Here is a 13,964-nt window from a genome sequence, read left to right as displayed (position 1 = left end):
CGGAGCGCCGAGCCCGACGGTTAGCCAGCGCAGACAGGGAGAACGGATATGAAAGCAGGACTTGCCGCCATCGCCATTATCGTGCTTGCCGCGGGATCGGCCCTGGCGCAGGGCGGTGCGCCGAGCGGGCGCGGGTCCGTGACGGGCGACCCCGCCGCAAGCTCCGCCAACCCGCGGGCGGACACGCCGACCACCGGAGCGGCCACCCGCTCGAATCCAAGCGGAAGCGGCACGTCGTCGTCCGGCGGCAAGGACGACAACGGCGATGCAGGCCGCGACAAGATGCCGGAGAGTGACCGCACCGTGCGGCCGCAAAGCCAGCAACGTCCGAGCGACAAGTAGAGGCTATTTGTCCGCCATGGTGCGCTCGGCGTCCCTGACCTGCGCGCGCAGCAGCGGCAGCTGTTCGCGCGCGAACGCTGCGAGCGCCGCGTTGTCGGGCGCCACCAGGTAGCGCTCGAGCAGGCCGATGATGGAGTCATATTCGGGAATCTGCGCCGCATAGAAGCTTCTGACGTAGGCCGGGCCGTCCGACATTTCGGGCTCGACGAGGCTCGCGCTTGGAGAGGCGAGTGCTGCCTTTCCGATTTGCAGTTCCGCGCCGATGGCCTCCTGGACCTCTTTCAGCTTCTTGTCGCGCTTGACCGCTTCCTCGGCGCGCAAGGCGGCGAGATTCTTGACCTCCGCGTTGCCCTTGAGGTCGGTGTTCTCGAGAAGCCCCTGTTGAAACCGGCTGAAATTGTAGACGGCGCTGATCACCTCGATCGCGGAGGGTGGCCGTTCGCCGGGCTTTCGTTCGGCAACGCTGTCGGCAAGCGCCGAGGTGCTGATGAATGCCAGGATGATTGCGGCGACAACTCGCATCGATCTTCAATGACCAACCCCGTGCGAAAGTTCCCTGAACCATTACGATCCGGTAAGCGGGTTGCGACGCAGGAGTTCCGTCCCCACGTCTTTTATATGAAACAGTCTGACATCTTCAGAGACAATGCCGACAATTGTCTTCAGCTTGCCGAGCGTGCCGACGGACAGCCCGCCCATAAGCGCTATTCGCGCATGGCCGACGCCTGGACGGCGCTGGCCAACGAGCAGGATTGGCTCGATGGCGAAATTTCGCCCGTCCCGGCTCATGCAGCCCCAAAGCGGAACGGGTGAGCTCGGCCTCACGAACCTGCATGTGAGACCGCTCACGGAAGGCACGCAACTGATTTGGGATCATCCGGGGAACGTCGATCGCGGCGATTTCCAGTTGCAGAAGGAGGTTTGGCGATGGCTCCACGTCTGGCTCTTCTTTCCCTCATTCTCGCCTTTGGCGTCTCTGTCGCCTTCGCGACGGTGACGACGGTGCGACAGGTGCATCTCGAGAACGCATCTGCCGTTCACGCCGCGCGCAGCTGATTGCAGCAGCGGAACATTCGCGGCCGTAATGCGTAAGCGCTCCGACATATCAGGAGAAGCGAGAACGCATCATGGCCCATTCCGACCAAGGCATCGTCAAGGACAAGCGTGGGGAGGTGCAGCCACGCGACAAGGAACGTGCGCAATCCGTGCACAAGACGGATCCGCAAGGCTCGCCCTCGCGTGAAGCGACGCGCGATCCCAAGCTGAACGACAACAGCAAGACGCCAGGTTCCGGCGCCATGCCGGACGGCTCGAGCGACGCCACAGGCTAGCTCTCACCAGGAACGAATTCGCGCGGGAAGAGTCGACGGATGGCTTCCGGCAGTCTGCCCCCGGTGCGCCGGAAGCATCTCCAAGGACGGCCCTGGCACCCACCGTGCCGGGGTCGTTTGCTTGTGGAAGAGGGTAATGTGCGTCAGCCGCCGCCGCTCTCCGGATCCCCCTGAGTATGTCCGTCAGGCCCGCGGCCGAACACGCCGAAGCTGCTTGACTTCACGCCGGCAGCGGCATCGACGCCCACAGCGGCCAGTCCGAACTTGAGGAGTTCGCGGACGGCTGCCGCCCGCGTCGGCATGCGGTGTTTGAACCGGAAATCGTCGACGGCGGCCAACTCTTCCGGCGAGAGCATGACCTGAAGGCGCTCGGCGCGAAGGTCGTTCATGGCGATCACGCAAATTGAGTAGGTTGAGTAGTTTACTCAACGAACCAACTTGATGAGAGTTCCGCGAAAGCCGATAAAGCCTCCAAATGAGTAGGAAAACAAAATAAAATCAATGATTTAGAAACGCGCCACGCCGTGAGGCATTGTTCCCGGAAGGAGAGAGACCATGGCGGACGAAGTCAGGTTGCCTCGCAAGCTGTCCGAAGAGCCCGCGGCGCCCGGGCCGGTGCGGCCAAGCCAGCAGAAGATCATCGATGAGGTCGAGCGCTGGGCCAACAGCCCGGGCCTCCAGCCGCCGCAATCGCAGCCCTCGACGGGGGCGAAAGCGAACTAGGGCTTCGCGTAGCGAGAGCCCGTTGCCGACGGCGAATGGCCTGATCGGCGCGATGTGTGGGAGACAATGCGAAGCTTGCGCCTGAGCCCCCACGCCGACACGGAAACGATGGCCCAGACCGCCAGCGCGGCGATGAAAGCGAATGCGGCGCTTGCCTCGATGATGGCATAGAAGATGGCGGCGAACGCGGCGAGGCCGATGCTGCCGAGTGCGGCGCCTGCGGCGTCGAGCGCCGCGGCCTTCTGCCCGCGACGGCGCCCGCTCAGGCCGGCCTTCTCCTTGGCGTGACGCTCGTGGCTTTCGATCAGTGTCGCGCTGGCGCAGAAGACCGCCGGAAGAGCAAGAAAGAGCCCGCCGACGGCCGTGCCGAACTTCGAGCCGATAACGCCCGCGAGCACCGTGGCACCGCCGCCAAGCAGGAAGCGAATGGCGTACTCGTACCACCGCGTCTGTTTCAGCGCCGATGTCGATAGCTTCACCAGCATCAGGCCGCACCTCCCAGGCCGGCGAGCAGGCCGAAGGCGACCACGAGCCATGCGGCAAAGGCGAGGATCGTTGCTGGAAGCGCCCCGAGACGGAGCCTCATCAGGAGGTGGCAGACGACGACGCTGTAGCAGGCGAGCGCGATGGCGCCATAGATCATCGTCCAGCTCTCGGCCGCAGCATATTGCGGGCCGTGCTGGACCACTGCGATGCTGAGCGTAGCCAGCGCCACCGACGGCGCTGCACCAAGCAGCCCGGCAAAGCTCTTCGGCCGCAGCATGTCACCGAAGATCGCGAAGACGGATACGATCAGACCGCCGGCGACGAAGCGCACGAGATACTCGGTCATGGTTGTCCCTCCGAGCCCTCGCGCCGCTGCCGTGACGCCGCCAGCGTGAACGGCCTGAGCAATCGCTCGACGATGATGCCGAGCGTGAAGCCTGCCACGACGTCGCTGGCCCAGTGCGCGAGCAGCGCGAGGCGCGTCAGGGACAGCGCTACGGCAAAGGAGCGCGCCAGGCTGCGGCGAGCCGGCGGCAACAGGCCGGCGGCCGAGGCAAGGGCGCCCATATGCACGGCGTGACCTGAGGGAAATGCGTCGCGGGCCCGCCCCGAAAAGGGAACACCGCGCCAGTGGCCGCTCACCGTCAGCCGGTCGGGCCTCGTTTGATCGAACACGGATTTCAAGACATGCGGCAACACGGCCGTCACCAGCGACACGATCAGGACGTGATCGGCCAAGGGGCGCTGCTGCGGATGCCGGAGGCGGGTGTAGAGCCATCCCGCCGCCGCGAGTGCGACCAGGATATGCTCGTCGGCACCCCAGGTCATGGCCTGGGCGGCATGCTCGAGCCCCGAGTTGGTATTGTGCGCGATCTCGTTGGCGATCGCCGTATCGATCCGGGTGGGTTTGACTGTTACTAAGGCCATCGGTCCGTCGGCGAGATATCCTCCATGACGGTTTTGTAAAGCCCGGACATAAGGAAGGTTCCTAGGCGCAACCGACAGGCATCGCGCAGCGGCAGCGCGATGACGTTTCTCATCGCGCTGCCGGGAAGCACGCCGGGACGGCCGGCGTCCTGCAGCAATGCGTTACTTGGTTTGGCCGACGCTCGGCGCCCTGCCGAGGGTCTTGGCCATGTCGAGGTGGTGCTTCAACGCCGGGAGTGTCTTGCCGGCCCAATCTTTGAGCTCGGCATTGTCGCCACCCTTGGCGTAACGTTCGAACAGCGACACGGCATCTTCATGCGCGCTGACCTGATAGGAATTGTAGTCCGAGCTGAAATCCTTGCCGCTCGCATTCTTGAGCTTGTCGATCTTGCTCTGATGCGAGCTGTCGAGCGCCGTCGGCAGCGTGGCCTGCACCTTGCCATTGCCGACCAGTCCCTTGAGCTCGCTGCTCGTCTTGGTGTGATCGGTGATCATCTGCTGCGCGAAGGTCTTCTCCTCCGCGTTGCCCTTCTGCTGAGCAAGCTTGCTTGATTCGATCTCGAACATGTCGCTGATCGCGACCTGGGTCACGAAGTCGGCGGTCGCAGGCGCAACGCCGAGCACCGAATTCACGCCGGTCTTTTCGCCGAGCGACTGGGCGAGGGCCGGGCCTGCGAGAACCATGCAGGCAAGCGCGATGATTGTGCGTTTCATGGTCAAATCCTTCCGATAGGTCGCGCGGCCGCTTGCCGGCGATGTGCGCCGACCAACACGCCGCCGGGGCCGAGGTTCCTAACGGCTAATCCGCGGGATTGCGTCCGGTGCGCGGATTGATCGGATCTGTCGGCTTGCGTCGAAGCCGCTCGGGCAGGAACGGTTCGGCCGGCGCAGCGGTTGCGTCGGCCCGGACGTCAGCATGGCGCTGCGCCCGCTCGTGCGGCGTCCGATTGTCGTTGATGTGGTACTTCACGTCGACGCCATCGACGGGGTCGTTGACGCCGTGCCTGATATCGCGGAAGTCACTCATGGCTCACCTCATTGCTTTCCGGGCAGAATCGATTCCAGCACCTGCCGCGCTGCTCCCTTGATCATCCCGCTTTCGTTCGGGTCGCCCTTCATCAGGGCGAGCGAAAAGTTCTTCGCCTGCTGCAAGGTGATGTGCGGCGGCAGCGGCGGCACCTCGGGATCGGTTTTCACCTCCAGCACGACGGGCATCTCGCTCGCAAGCGCCTGCTCCCAGGCCGAGCCGAGCAGCTGTGGGCTGTCGACGAAGATGCCGCGCAGGCCGATCAGCTCGGCGAAGCGCGAATAGGAGACATCGGGAATGCGCTGCGAAGCCTCGAACTTGGGATCACCGTTGATGATGCGCTGCTCCCAGGTGACCTGATTGAGATCCTCGTTGTTGAAGACGCACACGATGAAACGCGGGTCCTTCCAGTCGCGCCAATACTTCGCCGCGGTGATCAGCTCGGCCATGTTGTTCATCTGCATGGCACCGTCGCCGACGAGTGCAATCACGGGGCGGTCGGGATGGGCGTATTTGGCCGCGAGCGCGTAAGGCACCGCAGCGCCCATCGAGGCGAGGCCGCCGGACAGCGAGGCCGTCATGCCGCGTCGCATCTTGAGGTCCCGCGCGAACCAATTGGCGCATGAGCCGGAATCGCTGGTGATGATGGCGCGGTCGGGCAGGCGCGGAGACAATTCCCAGGCGACGAGCTGCGGATTGACTGGCGCGGCGGGCTGATGCGCGCGGTCATCCAAGGTCTTCCACCATTTCGCGACGTCCTCCTGGATGCTCTGGCGCCAGGCGCCGTCGCTCCTGGTTTTCAGCCGTGGCAACAAGGCGCGCAGCGTCTCGGCGGCATCGCCGACGAGGCCGACCTCCATGGGAAAACGGATCGACATCATGCTGGCGTCGATGTCGATCTGCACGCCGCGCGCGCTGCCTTCCTTCGGCAGGAATTCGGCGTAGGGAAAGGCTGAGCCCACCATCAGCAGCGTGTCGCATTCCATCATCATGTTGTAGCTGGGCTCGGTGCCGAGCAGGCCGATCGAGCCGGTGACCCATGGCAGGTCGTCGGGCAGCGCGGCCTTGCCGAGCAATGCCTTGGCGCAGCCGGCCGACAGCCGGTCGGCGACCGCAATGACGTCGTCGGTGGCGCCAAGTGCGCCGGCGCCGACGAGCATCGCGACCTTCTTGCCGGCATTGAGGATCTCCGCGGTGCGGTCGAGATCGGCATCACGAGGGATGACTTTAGGCGCGCTGTAACCGACGCCGGAGTGCAGCGTGCCGTGCGCGCGCGGCGGGTCCTCGTAAGGCTCCTCCTGCAAGTCGTTGGGCAAGATGATGACGGTCGGAGTCCGCCGCGCCAGTGCGATCCGCACCGATCGATCAATCAGATGTCGCACTTGTGCAGGCGAGGAGGCCTGCACGACATAGGCGCCTGCGACGTCCTTGAACATCGAGAGAAGATCGAGCTCCTGCTGATAATGACCGCCAAGCGCATTGCGAGCCTGCTGGCCGACGATCGCCAGCACCGGCTGGTGATCGAGCAGCGCGTCGTACAGCCCGGTGACGAGATGCGAGGCGCCGGGGCCGGAGGTCGCAATGCAGACGCCGAGCTCGCCCGAGAATTTCGCGTAGGCGGTCGCCATGAATGCCGCCATCTCCTCGTGCCGCGCCTGCACGAAGCCGATCTTGCCGTCGGCCCGGTTCATCGCACCGAACACGCCGTTGATGCCGTCGCCGGGATAGCCAAAGATGTGGCGCACGCCCCATTGGTGCAGGCGCTGAATGATGAAGTCGGAGACGGTCTGGGACATTGCGGGCGGCTCTCTTTCTTGCGGCCTCGGTCGTCTCAGAGAACCGGTTCTTTGTGGCGATGTTCCCAAGCATTTGCGGAACACGCGCCGGAACGATCGCTCACCCCTTTCGGTTGATTCCCAAATGGCTGAGTGGAGAATGACGATGCTGAATCAGGGTGAACTGGACCGCAACGAGATGGGCCGGCTGATCGGAAGCGACAAGGTCGAGGGAACCGCCGTCTACGGCGCCGATCGTAACAAGATCGGATCGATCGAACGGGTCATGATCGACAAGATCAGCGGCAAGGTCTCTTATGCAGTGCTTGGTTTCGGCGGCTTTCTCGGCCTCGGCAATGATCACTATCCGTTGCCCTGGCAGTCGCTGAAGTACGACACCGAGCTCGGCGGTTACGTAACCGCGATTACCGCCAAGGATCTGGAAGGCGCGCCGAAATATAGTGAGAAGACCGACTGGAACTGGGGCGATGACGCCGCCGTGCGCGGCATCAACTCCTATTACGGCGTTCCCTTCGCTTGAGCTTTGTGAGGTGCGCCTCACTCATCCCAGCGCTTCCCTCCGCCCCGGGCCCGCATGCACATGCACCTGCCTGGCATGCAGCACTTCGCCGCATTCCGAACACACCATGACGGGGTCGAACAGCTTGCCGCAGCTCTTGTGCTCATGCAGCAGCGGGCGGCCGCGCTCGTCACCCATATGGGTGTCGCCCCAGTGCACCATCGCCATGATGATCGGGTAGAGGTCGAGCCCCTTTTGGGTGAGGATGTATTCGTAGCGCTTCGGCGCCTCGGAATAGGGGACGCGGCGCAGGATGCCGAAGCGGACCAGCTTCTTCAGCCGTTCCGAGAGCAGATGGCGCGTGATCTGGAGCGAGGATTGAAAGCCCTCGAAACGCCGTACGCGCAAGAAGCACTCGCGCAGGATCAGCAACGTCCAGCGGTCGCCGATCACGGCGACGGTGCGGGCGAGCGAGCAGGGCTCTTCCTCAAGCGTGTCCCATTTCATGATGCGGTTTCCTGCAGGTCGTCAGTCTGAAAAAGGAACTAAGTTGATCAGTCAGAGAGATTTATGCCGAAAGCTAGCATTCGACTGCTCAGTTTGACAGTTCTATTTTTGAACTATAGCCTCCGGCACATCAAACGCCGCACGCCCACAGTGCGGCTCACCGGAGGAGGCGATCTTGTCCAAGCGAAACGCCACTGCGGCCGTCATCGGAGCCGGCGATTTCATCGGCGCCGAGATCGCCAAGAAGTTTGCCGCCGAAGGGTTCTCGATTTTCGCCGGCCGCCGCAATGGAGATAAGCTCGCGCCGTTGGTGCAAGAGATCGAAGCCGCCGGTGGCGAGATCCACGCCCGCTCGCTCGACGCGCGGAAGGAGGATGAGGTCATCGCCTTCCTGAACGACGCCGACCAGCATGCACCGCTCGAAGTCTGCATCTTCAACGTCGGTGCCAACGTCAATTTCCCGATCCTCGACACCACCGAGCGCGTGTTTCGCAAGGTGTGGGAGATGGCCTGCTATTCCGGCTTCCTCGCGGGGCGCGAGGCGGCGCGGCTGATGCTGCCGCGCGGCGGCGGCAACATCTTCTTCACGGGTGCGACCGCAAGCTTGCGCGGCGGCAGCGGCTTTGCCGCCTTTGCCAGCGCCAAGTTCGGCCTGCGCGCGGTGGCGCAGGCGATGGCGCGCGAGCTCGGGCCGAAGAACATCCACGTCGCCCATCTCATCATCGATTCCGGCGTCGACACCGAATGGGTGCGCCAGCGCCGGCTCGAGGCGCTCGGCCCGAATGCGCTTGACGATCCCGACCTTCTGATGCCGCCGTCGTCGGTCGCGAACGCCTATTGGCAGCTTTATCAGCAGCCGAAGAGCGCCTGGACCTTCGAGATGGAGATCCGCCCCTTCGGAGAGAAATGGTGACCGCGGCGGGAAAGTCCGGCTAGACTGACTTCAACATCGAGCAAATTCCGGGAGGACCTTCAGTGAAGACCGCGATCACCGAACTGTTCGGCATCGAGCACCCGATCATCCAGGGCGGCATGCATTTCGTCGGCTTCGCCGAGCTGGCGGCGGCCGTCTCCAATGCCGGCGGGCTCGGCATCATCACCGGTCTCACGCAGAAGACGCCGGAGCTGCTCGCCAAGGAGATCGCGCGCTGCCGCGACATGACGGACAAGCCGTTCGGCGTCAATCTCACTTTCCTGCCAGCCTTCTCGGCGCCGCCTTATCCGGAATACATCGCGGCGATCGTCGAGGGCGGCATCAAGGCGGTGGAGACCGCAGGCCGCAGCCCGGAAGCCTACATGCCGGCGCTGAAGGCCGCCGGCATCAAGGTCATCCACAAATGCACCTCGGTGCGCCACTCGCTGAAGGCCGAGCGCATCGGCTGCGATGCCGTCAGTGTCGACGGCTTCGAGTGTGGCGGCCATCCCGGCGAGGACGACATCCCCAACATGATTCTGCTGCCGCGTGCGGCGGAGGAGTTGAAGATCCCGTTCGTCGCCTCCGGCGGCATGGCCGACGGTCGCAGCCTGGTCGCGGCGCTCTCGCTGGGCGCGGCGGGCATGAACATGGGCACGCGCTTCATCGCCACCAAGGAAGCGCCGGTGCACCAGAACGTCAAGGACGCGCTGGTCGCGGCCACCGAGCTCGACACCCGCCTGATCATGCGGGCGTTGCGCAATACCGAGCGCGTCCTGAAGAACGCCAATGTCGACCGCCTGCTCGAGATCGAGCGCGAGAAGGGCGCCAAGCTCACCATCGACGACATTCACGACCAGGTCGCGGGCGTCTATCCCAAGATCATGCTGGACGGCCAGATGGACGCCGGCGCCTGGAGCTGCGGCATGGTCGCAGGCCTGATCCACGACATCCCGTCTTGCAAGGAGCTGATCGATCGCATCATGGACGAAGCGGAAACCATCATCCGCAGCCGCCTGCTGGGGTTCCTGGACGGGACGGGGGCGACGCGAAAGGTCGCCTGACACCCGTCAAACTTCTTAACCACGGCGGCATTTGACCGCTGGAATTGCGCGCGGCGCCTCCTAGATAAGGGTAAATTGCCCCTTTCATAAATCGATTTCAGGAGGCATCCGTGGTCCTGAAAAGTGTTCACTTCGCAATTGCCTTTGCCCTCGTGGTCGCAGGGGCCGGTGTCGCGCGCGCCGACGACTACAAGCCCGACGAATATCTCGGCCTCGATCTCTCAAAGGCCCTGCTGTCGCCGAAACGTCTCGGGCCGGAGACGCACTTCGCCCCGGTCGCGCTCGAAGCGCGTGGCGGCAACGAGGCACAGGCGCGCGCTGAGCCCGTCGAGGTGCCGAAGAAGGTTGCCGCCGAACGCGTTCGTGTGGCCGAGCCGAAGGCCGCGCATGCGGCGAGCACACCGCCGCGCGGCGCGGCCCGTGCCAAGCTTGCGCACCGCCGGGGCAATCCGCTCGATGCGCAGGCGATGGACACCCGCATCCAGACCTGGCCATGCCGCTCCGGCGGCATCTGCAACTGGAAGCGGTAGGCGCGAGAGCCGTCGCTGTGTCTTTACCTCTCCCCGTAAGAACGGGGCGAGGGAGCAGACCGCGCTCCGCGGTTGCAACAGGCGTCATCCCCGCGTCGCAAAACCGTAGGCGCGGAGTCAAGAAACCGTAAGCTGGGAGTCAAGGAGCGCAGGCACCTTCCGTCGCGATTCGACGAAGGTCTCCTGAATGGCAACGCTCCGCGCCTCGCGCGCATGGACCCGGCGGCAGTTCCTGGTCCGCTCCGCCTCCAGTCTCGCCATCGCCTCGCTCGCGACGCCTCATTTGAGCCGCGCCGCCGACCGGCCGCAGATCGCAGGTGGCATCCAGTCCGGCGATGTCTCGGATGGCTCTGCCGTAGTCTGGGCCCGCGCCGACCGTCCCGCGCGGATGCAGGTGGAGTGCTCGACCGTTGAGAGCTTCAAGACCATCATCGCCTCGGCTTCCGGCGATGCGCTGCCCGATGCCGATCTCACGTCGAAGCTTCTGCTGGCGGATCTGCCGCCCGGACAGGACATCTTCTACCGCGTCCGCTTCGCCGACATCGCCAGCGGTCTCCTCAGTGAAGGCCGCATCGGCCATTTCCGCACCGCGCCGGCAGTGCGCCAGTCGATCTCGTTCCTGTGGTCCGGCGACACCGCAGGGCAGGGCTGGGGCATCGACGTCTCCCGCGGCGGCTATCGCAGCTATCGCACCATGCTCGACAACAATCCGGATTTCTTCATCCACTGCGGCGACCACATCTACGCGGACTGCACGATTCCTTCCGAACAGAAGCTGCCGAACGGAGAGACCTGGCGCAACCTCGTCACCGAAGAGAAATCCGAAGTTGCGCACACCCTGGCGCAGTTCCGCGGCAACTACAAATACAACCACCTCGACGAACATTTCCGCGCCTTTCATGCAGAGGTGCCGATGTTCGCGCAATGGGACGATCACGAGGTGACCAACGACTGGTCGCCGATCGGGACCCATGACGAGACCGGTTACGAGGACGACGGCACCCCGCGCCTGGTCGCGCGGGCCCGCCGGGCCTTCTTCGACTTCATGCCGATCCGCAACATCAGCGCGCAGCACGGCCGCGTCTATCGCAAGATCGCCTATGGCCCGCTGCTGGACGTCTTCATGATCGACATGCGCAGCTACCGCGACGAGAGCTGGAACAAGGGTGATGATCGCCGCGGCTGGATCCTGGGCGCCGAGCAGCTCGCCTGGCTGAAGCGCGAGCTTGCCGCCTCACGCGCGACTTGGAAGGTGATCGCGGCCGATTTGCCGATCGGCCTGGTCAGCCTGGATGCGGTCGCGCTCGGCGATGGGCCGCCCGACCGGCGCGAGCACGAGATCGCCGATCTGCTCGCCTCCATCAAGCGCGCCGGCATCCGCAACATCGTCTGGCTCACGGCCGACATGCACTACACCGCCGCGCACTATTACGATCCGAACAAGGCGCAGTTCCAGGATTTCGAGCCGTTCTGGGAGTTCGTCTCCGGCCCGCTGCATGCCGGCAGCTGGAGCCCGGGCGAGCTCGACGACACCTTCGGGCCGGTCGCGATGTACCAGCATGGCTGCAGCGCCGCGCAGGGCGACAATCTGGCGCCCTGTTTCGGCTTGCAGTTCTTCGGGCGGGTCGACATCGACGGCCGCAGCGGTGTGATGACCGTGACCCTGAAGGACGTCGACAATCGCGACCTCTGGTCGGTCGACATCGTCCCGCGGCCGCAGATGCATCCGTCGCTGGTGGCGCAGCATTCGTAGGCTGCTAACCCGATCTTGATTGGCCGCCATGCTCCTCCCGCGCTAGGGTAAGGGCTCCCACCACTTCTTTTCCGTCACCAAAGGTCTGCTCACGCGGCATCGCCGCGCGCATCCGGTGGGCTGAATATCTCGGGAGCCTGTTTCATGGACCATCTGAAAACACAGGGCATCAGCATGCCCAAGCTCGGCCTCGGCACCTTCCGCATGCAGGGCGATGCCTGCCGTGCCGCGGTCGAGAGCGCGCTGTCCATCGGCTATCGCCACATCGACACCGCCGAGATGTACGCCAACGAGGAGGCGATCGGCACGGCCATCGCCGCGTCCGGCGTGCCGCGCGGTGAGCTGCACGTCACCACGAAAGTCTGGCACGAGAACCTCAGCCCCGATGCGATCCGCCGCGCTTTCGACGCCAGCCTCAGGAAGCTCGGGCTCGACCATGTCGATCTCTATCTCGTGCACTGGCCGTCGAAGGCCGCGAACTGGGGCGCGGTGTTCGAGACCCTGATGAAGTTCAAGGAGGAGGGGCGCACGCGCGCCATCGGCGTTGCCAATTTCACCACCGCGCTGCTCAAGGTCGCGGTCGAGGAGATCAAGGCGCCGATCGCCTGCAACCAGGTCGAGTATCACGCCATGCTCGATCAATCGAAGGTGCTCGCCTATCTCCAGGCGAGGTCGATCCCGCTGGCTGCCTATTGCCCGCTCGCGCAGGGACGTTTCGCGACCGACCCGGTGCTGGCCGACATCGGCGCCAGGCACAATGCCACCGCCGCGCAGGTCGCGTTGAAATGGCTGCTCGACCAGGACGGCGTCGCCGCGATCCCGAAGGCCTCGCGTCGCGAGAGCCAGCAGGCCAATCTCGACGCGCTGAAGATCACGCTCGACGATGCCGACCGCAAGAAGATCGCCGCGCTGGCGAAGGACAGACGCTGCGTCAATCCAGGCTTCGCGCCGGCGTGGGATTAATCGATCTTCACCCTCTCCCCTTGTGGGAGAGGGTGGCTCGCCGCGAAGCGGCGAGACGGGTGAGGGGTCTCTCTCCGCGCATGAGTCTTTCACTTTCGGACTCGCTGACGCAACCCCTCATCCGGCGCTTCGCGCCACCTTCTCCCACAAGGGGAGAAGGAAAAAAGAACGCAAGAAAATGGCCCCGTCAGGGGCCATTCCTTGTCGCGTTGCGCATTAGTCCCAGTGATGGTGGCGATGGCTGCGCTTGATCACGACGACCTTGTCGCCGCGATGGCGCCAGCCATGATGCCAGCCACGGTCATGGTGCATGCGGTATTCGGCGCGAGCGCCGTACGGGCCGTGATGATGATGACCGCGCTTGATCACCACCGTCTCTGCGCTGGCCAGCGTCGGCGCCGCAATCACGATCGCGCCGAGAGCCGCAACCACATAACCAAGCTTCTTCATGCTGTCCTCCTCCAAACGAATGCACATCTAAACCGCAGATTTGCGCGAACGTTCCGGAGAAACGGCGAGAGAATTCTGAACGGATGTTCAGACGAAGGCGTGCTAGTCGCAGCGCTGCTGCGCGGGCGTCGGTGCACCTGTTGCGACGTACTTGCCGTCCCTGATCGTGTACTCGCCGCGCTCGCTGCGATTATAGATCGCGCGCAGGCGGCCGTCCTTCTGCAACAGCAGCCCGAACTCGCGCGCCTGACGCAGCAAGGGGAAGTAGACCATCACATTGAGCAGGCCCTCGGCATTGACCGTGGCGGACACGATCTCGTTCTCGTCCATGGCCTCGCCGAAATTGCGCCGGTACATCACCCGGCCGTCTTTCCGGATTTCGTAAGTCAAGAGCGCACCCTTGTCGCGGTCTGGCCGGGCAGAGCAATCGACCGCCCAGGAGCCGAGCAGGCCCCATTGCTCCACGGTCACGGCCAGCGTCTCGGCACCGGCCGTGGAGGTGAACGCGACCCACAGCACCGCAGCCGCGATCCAGCGACCCGAACACCGCATCATGTCCTGAGAAACCCCGCCTCGACGAATTCCAAAGTCTAGCATTCCGCGCGCGGTCGTCCACGGCAGTCGTCGATCGCGCGCGAATTTGATCCGCGTCA

22 protein-coding genes are annotated in these 13,964 nt (G+C 64.4%); 11 read left to right on the top strand and 11 right to left on the bottom strand.

Features of this window, described 5'->3' with window-relative positions; all coding sequences use genetic code 11:
- Positions 1-48: 48 nt before the first annotated feature.
- Positions 49-342: a hypothetical protein gene (locus ACNJYD_RS28405; protein ID WP_172787317.1), complete on the top strand. Its 294-nt coding sequence runs from the start codon at positions 49-51 to the stop codon at positions 340-342.
- A gap of 3 nt (positions 343-345) precedes the next feature.
- Here the strand turns inward: ACNJYD_RS28405 and ACNJYD_RS28400 are convergent, their stop codons facing one another.
- Positions 346-864, bottom strand: a complete 519-nt coding sequence (locus ACNJYD_RS28400; protein ID WP_439363955.1) for a DUF4142 domain-containing protein — start codon at positions 862-864, stop codon at positions 346-348.
- A gap of 96 nt (positions 865-960) precedes the next feature.
- Here ACNJYD_RS28400 and ACNJYD_RS28395 point away from each other — a divergent pair, with 96 nt between their 5' ends.
- From ACNJYD_RS28395 to ACNJYD_RS28385, 3 genes are all read left to right on the top strand, one after another.
- Positions 961-1,155, top strand: a complete 195-nt coding sequence (locus tag ACNJYD_RS28395) for a hypothetical protein (protein WP_172787378.1) — start codon at positions 961-963, stop codon at positions 1,153-1,155.
- Between the two features lie 114 nt (positions 1,156-1,269).
- Entirely contained in the window at positions 1,270-1,398 is a 129-nt protein-coding gene (locus ACNJYD_RS28390) for a hypothetical protein (protein WP_257187568.1), read from the top strand.
- A gap of 71 nt (positions 1,399-1,469) precedes the next feature.
- A complete protein-coding gene (locus ACNJYD_RS28385; protein WP_439363954.1) occupies positions 1,470-1,673 on the top strand; it encodes a hypothetical protein in 204 nt (67 codons plus the stop codon).
- A gap of 143 nt (positions 1,674-1,816) precedes the next feature.
- Here the strand turns inward: ACNJYD_RS28385 and ACNJYD_RS28380 are convergent, their stop codons facing one another.
- A complete protein-coding gene (locus tag ACNJYD_RS28380) occupies positions 1,817-2,062 on the bottom strand; it encodes a hypothetical protein (protein ID WP_172787320.1) in 246 nt (81 codons plus the stop codon).
- Positions 2,063-2,228: 166 nt separating this feature from the next.
- Between ACNJYD_RS28380 and ACNJYD_RS28375 the strand changes: the two genes are divergently transcribed.
- On the top strand, positions 2,229-2,396 hold the full coding sequence (locus tag ACNJYD_RS28375; protein WP_172787321.1) for a hypothetical protein: 168 nt from the start codon (positions 2,229-2,231) through the stop codon (positions 2,394-2,396).
- On the opposite strand, the gene ACNJYD_RS28370 is transcribed toward ACNJYD_RS28375, so the two are convergent.
- From ACNJYD_RS28370 to ACNJYD_RS28345, 6 genes are all read right to left on the bottom strand, one after another.
- Positions 2,393-2,881 (bottom strand): DUF3147 family protein, encoded by a 489-nt coding sequence (locus ACNJYD_RS28370; RefSeq protein ID WP_439363952.1) that lies wholly within the window; start codon positions 2,879-2,881, stop codon positions 2,393-2,395. The genes ACNJYD_RS28375 and ACNJYD_RS28370 overlap by 4 nt on opposite strands.
- The gene (locus tag ACNJYD_RS28365; protein ID WP_439363950.1) at positions 2,881-3,228 is read right to left on the bottom strand and encodes a DUF3147 family protein; all 348 of its coding nucleotides are present in this window, start codon (positions 3,226-3,228) and stop codon (positions 2,881-2,883) included. The genes ACNJYD_RS28370 and ACNJYD_RS28365 overlap by 1 nt, the downstream gene beginning before the upstream one ends.
- Positions 3,225-3,809, bottom strand: coding sequence for a phosphatase PAP2 family protein (locus tag ACNJYD_RS28360; RefSeq protein WP_439363949.1), 585 nt, complete (start codon positions 3,807-3,809; stop codon positions 3,225-3,227). The genes ACNJYD_RS28365 and ACNJYD_RS28360 overlap by 4 nt, the downstream gene beginning before the upstream one ends.
- A 162-nt stretch (positions 3,810-3,971) precedes the next feature.
- Positions 3,972-4,523: a DUF4142 domain-containing protein gene (locus tag ACNJYD_RS28355; RefSeq protein ID WP_260382659.1), complete on the bottom strand. Its 552-nt coding sequence runs from the start codon at positions 4,521-4,523 to the stop codon at positions 3,972-3,974.
- An 85-nt stretch (positions 4,524-4,608) separates the two neighbouring features.
- Complete coding sequence (locus tag ACNJYD_RS28350; RefSeq protein ID WP_172787326.1) at positions 4,609-4,836, bottom strand: hypothetical protein; 228 nt, start codon at positions 4,834-4,836, stop codon at positions 4,609-4,611.
- 8 nt (positions 4,837-4,844) lie between these two features.
- Positions 4,845-6,632, bottom strand: a complete 1,788-nt coding sequence (locus ACNJYD_RS28345) for a thiamine pyrophosphate-requiring protein (protein WP_439363948.1) — start codon at positions 6,630-6,632, stop codon at positions 4,845-4,847.
- A 145-nt stretch (positions 6,633-6,777) separates the two neighbouring features.
- On the opposite strand from ACNJYD_RS28345, the gene ACNJYD_RS28340 reads away from it, so the two are divergent.
- Entirely contained in the window at positions 6,778-7,152 is a 375-nt protein-coding gene (locus ACNJYD_RS28340; protein WP_172787328.1) for a PRC-barrel domain-containing protein, read from the top strand.
- 21 nt (positions 7,153-7,173) lie between these two features.
- Here the strand turns inward: ACNJYD_RS28340 and ACNJYD_RS28335 are convergent, their stop codons facing one another.
- Positions 7,174-7,638 carry a winged helix-turn-helix transcriptional regulator gene (locus tag ACNJYD_RS28335; protein ID WP_212254664.1) on the bottom strand — a complete coding sequence of 155 codons (465 nt, stop codon included), beginning with the start codon at positions 7,636-7,638 and terminating at the stop codon, positions 7,174-7,176.
- 175 nt (positions 7,639-7,813) lie between these two features.
- Between ACNJYD_RS28335 and ACNJYD_RS28330 the strand changes: the two genes are divergently transcribed.
- From ACNJYD_RS28330 to ACNJYD_RS28310, 5 genes are all read left to right on the top strand, one after another.
- Positions 7,814-8,551, top strand: a complete 738-nt coding sequence (locus ACNJYD_RS28330; protein WP_439363947.1) for an SDR family oxidoreductase — start codon at positions 7,814-7,816, stop codon at positions 8,549-8,551.
- 62 nt (positions 8,552-8,613) lie between these two features.
- A complete protein-coding gene (locus tag ACNJYD_RS28325; protein ID WP_172787331.1) occupies positions 8,614-9,615 on the top strand; it encodes an NAD(P)H-dependent flavin oxidoreductase in 1,002 nt (333 codons plus the stop codon).
- Between the two features lie 110 nt (positions 9,616-9,725).
- Positions 9,726-10,145, top strand: a complete 420-nt coding sequence (locus tag ACNJYD_RS28320; protein ID WP_260382663.1) for a hypothetical protein — start codon at positions 9,726-9,728, stop codon at positions 10,143-10,145.
- Positions 10,146-10,332: 187 nt separating this feature from the next.
- On the top strand, positions 10,333-11,898 hold the full coding sequence (locus ACNJYD_RS28315; protein WP_439363946.1) for an alkaline phosphatase D family protein: 1,566 nt from the start codon (positions 10,333-10,335) through the stop codon (positions 11,896-11,898).
- Between the two features lie 144 nt (positions 11,899-12,042).
- Positions 12,043-12,861 carry an aldo/keto reductase gene (locus ACNJYD_RS28310; RefSeq protein ID WP_439363945.1) on the top strand — a complete coding sequence of 273 codons (819 nt, stop codon included), beginning with the start codon at positions 12,043-12,045 and terminating at the stop codon, positions 12,859-12,861.
- Between the two features lie 216 nt (positions 12,862-13,077).
- Here ACNJYD_RS28310 and ACNJYD_RS28305 read toward each other — a convergent pair whose 3' ends face one another.
- Positions 13,078-13,311 carry a hypothetical protein gene (locus ACNJYD_RS28305; protein WP_212254669.1) on the bottom strand — a complete coding sequence of 78 codons (234 nt, stop codon included), beginning with the start codon at positions 13,309-13,311 and terminating at the stop codon, positions 13,078-13,080.
- 102 nt (positions 13,312-13,413) lie between these two features.
- Entirely contained in the window at positions 13,414-13,866 is a 453-nt protein-coding gene (locus tag ACNJYD_RS28300; RefSeq protein WP_439363944.1) for a hypothetical protein, read from the bottom strand.
- Positions 13,867-13,964 lie beyond the last annotated feature (98 nt).

Source organism: Bradyrhizobium sp. SPXBL-02 (assembly GCF_051853065.1).
Lineage (GTDB): Bacteria > Pseudomonadota > Alphaproteobacteria > Rhizobiales > Xanthobacteraceae > Bradyrhizobium.
This window is presented reverse-complemented; position numbering and strand designations above follow the sequence as displayed.

What these genes read in the sequence shown, in the direction of transcription:
- ACNJYD_RS28405 (WP_172787317.1), top strand. Translation starts at nt 49, where the DNA reads ATGAAAGCAGGACTTGCCGCCATCGCCATTATCGTGCTTGCCGCGGGA.
- ACNJYD_RS28400 (WP_439363955.1), bottom strand. Translation starts at nt 864, where the DNA reads ATGCGAGTTGTCGCCGCAATCATCCTGGCATTCATCAGCACCTCGGCG.
- ACNJYD_RS28395 (WP_172787378.1), top strand. Translation starts at nt 961, where the DNA reads ATGAAACAGTCTGACATCTTCAGAGACAATGCCGACAATTGTCTTCAG.
- ACNJYD_RS28390 (WP_257187568.1), top strand. Translation starts at nt 1,270, where the DNA reads ATGGCTCCACGTCTGGCTCTTCTTTCCCTCATTCTCGCCTTTGGCGTC.
- ACNJYD_RS28385 (WP_439363954.1), top strand. Translation starts at nt 1,470, where the DNA reads ATGGCCCATTCCGACCAAGGCATCGTCAAGGACAAGCGTGGGGAGGTG.
- ACNJYD_RS28380 (WP_172787320.1), bottom strand. Translation starts at nt 2,062, where the DNA reads ATGAACGACCTTCGCGCCGAGCGCCTTCAGGTCATGCTCTCGCCGGAA.
- ACNJYD_RS28375 (WP_172787321.1), top strand. Translation starts at nt 2,229, where the DNA reads ATGGCGGACGAAGTCAGGTTGCCTCGCAAGCTGTCCGAAGAGCCCGCG.
- ACNJYD_RS28370 (WP_439363952.1), bottom strand. Translation starts at nt 2,881, where the DNA reads ATGCTGGTGAAGCTATCGACATCGGCGCTGAAACAGACGCGGTGGTAC.
- ACNJYD_RS28365 (WP_439363950.1), bottom strand. Translation starts at nt 3,228, where the DNA reads ATGACCGAGTATCTCGTGCGCTTCGTCGCCGGCGGTCTGATCGTATCC.
- ACNJYD_RS28360 (WP_439363949.1), bottom strand. Translation starts at nt 3,809, where the DNA reads ATGGCCTTAGTAACAGTCAAACCCACCCGGATCGATACGGCGATCGCC.
- ACNJYD_RS28355 (WP_260382659.1), bottom strand. Translation starts at nt 4,523, where the DNA reads ATGAAACGCACAATCATCGCGCTTGCCTGCATGGTTCTCGCAGGCCCG.
- ACNJYD_RS28350 (WP_172787326.1), bottom strand. Translation starts at nt 4,836, where the DNA reads ATGAGTGACTTCCGCGATATCAGGCACGGCGTCAACGACCCCGTCGAT.
- ACNJYD_RS28345 (WP_439363948.1), bottom strand. Translation starts at nt 6,632, where the DNA reads ATGTCCCAGACCGTCTCCGACTTCATCATTCAGCGCCTGCACCAATGG.
- ACNJYD_RS28340 (WP_172787328.1), top strand. Translation starts at nt 6,778, where the DNA reads ATGCTGAATCAGGGTGAACTGGACCGCAACGAGATGGGCCGGCTGATC.
- ACNJYD_RS28335 (WP_212254664.1), bottom strand. Translation starts at nt 7,638, where the DNA reads ATGAAATGGGACACGCTTGAGGAAGAGCCCTGCTCGCTCGCCCGCACC.
- ACNJYD_RS28315 (WP_439363946.1), top strand. Translation starts at nt 10,333, where the DNA reads ATGGCAACGCTCCGCGCCTCGCGCGCATGGACCCGGCGGCAGTTCCTG.
- ACNJYD_RS28310 (WP_439363945.1), top strand. Translation starts at nt 12,043, where the DNA reads ATGGACCATCTGAAAACACAGGGCATCAGCATGCCCAAGCTCGGCCTC.
- ACNJYD_RS28305 (WP_212254669.1), bottom strand. Translation starts at nt 13,311, where the DNA reads ATGAAGAAGCTTGGTTATGTGGTTGCGGCTCTCGGCGCGATCGTGATT.
- ACNJYD_RS28300 (WP_439363944.1), bottom strand. Translation starts at nt 13,866, where the DNA reads ATGATGCGGTGTTCGGGTCGCTGGATCGCGGCTGCGGTGCTGTGGGTC.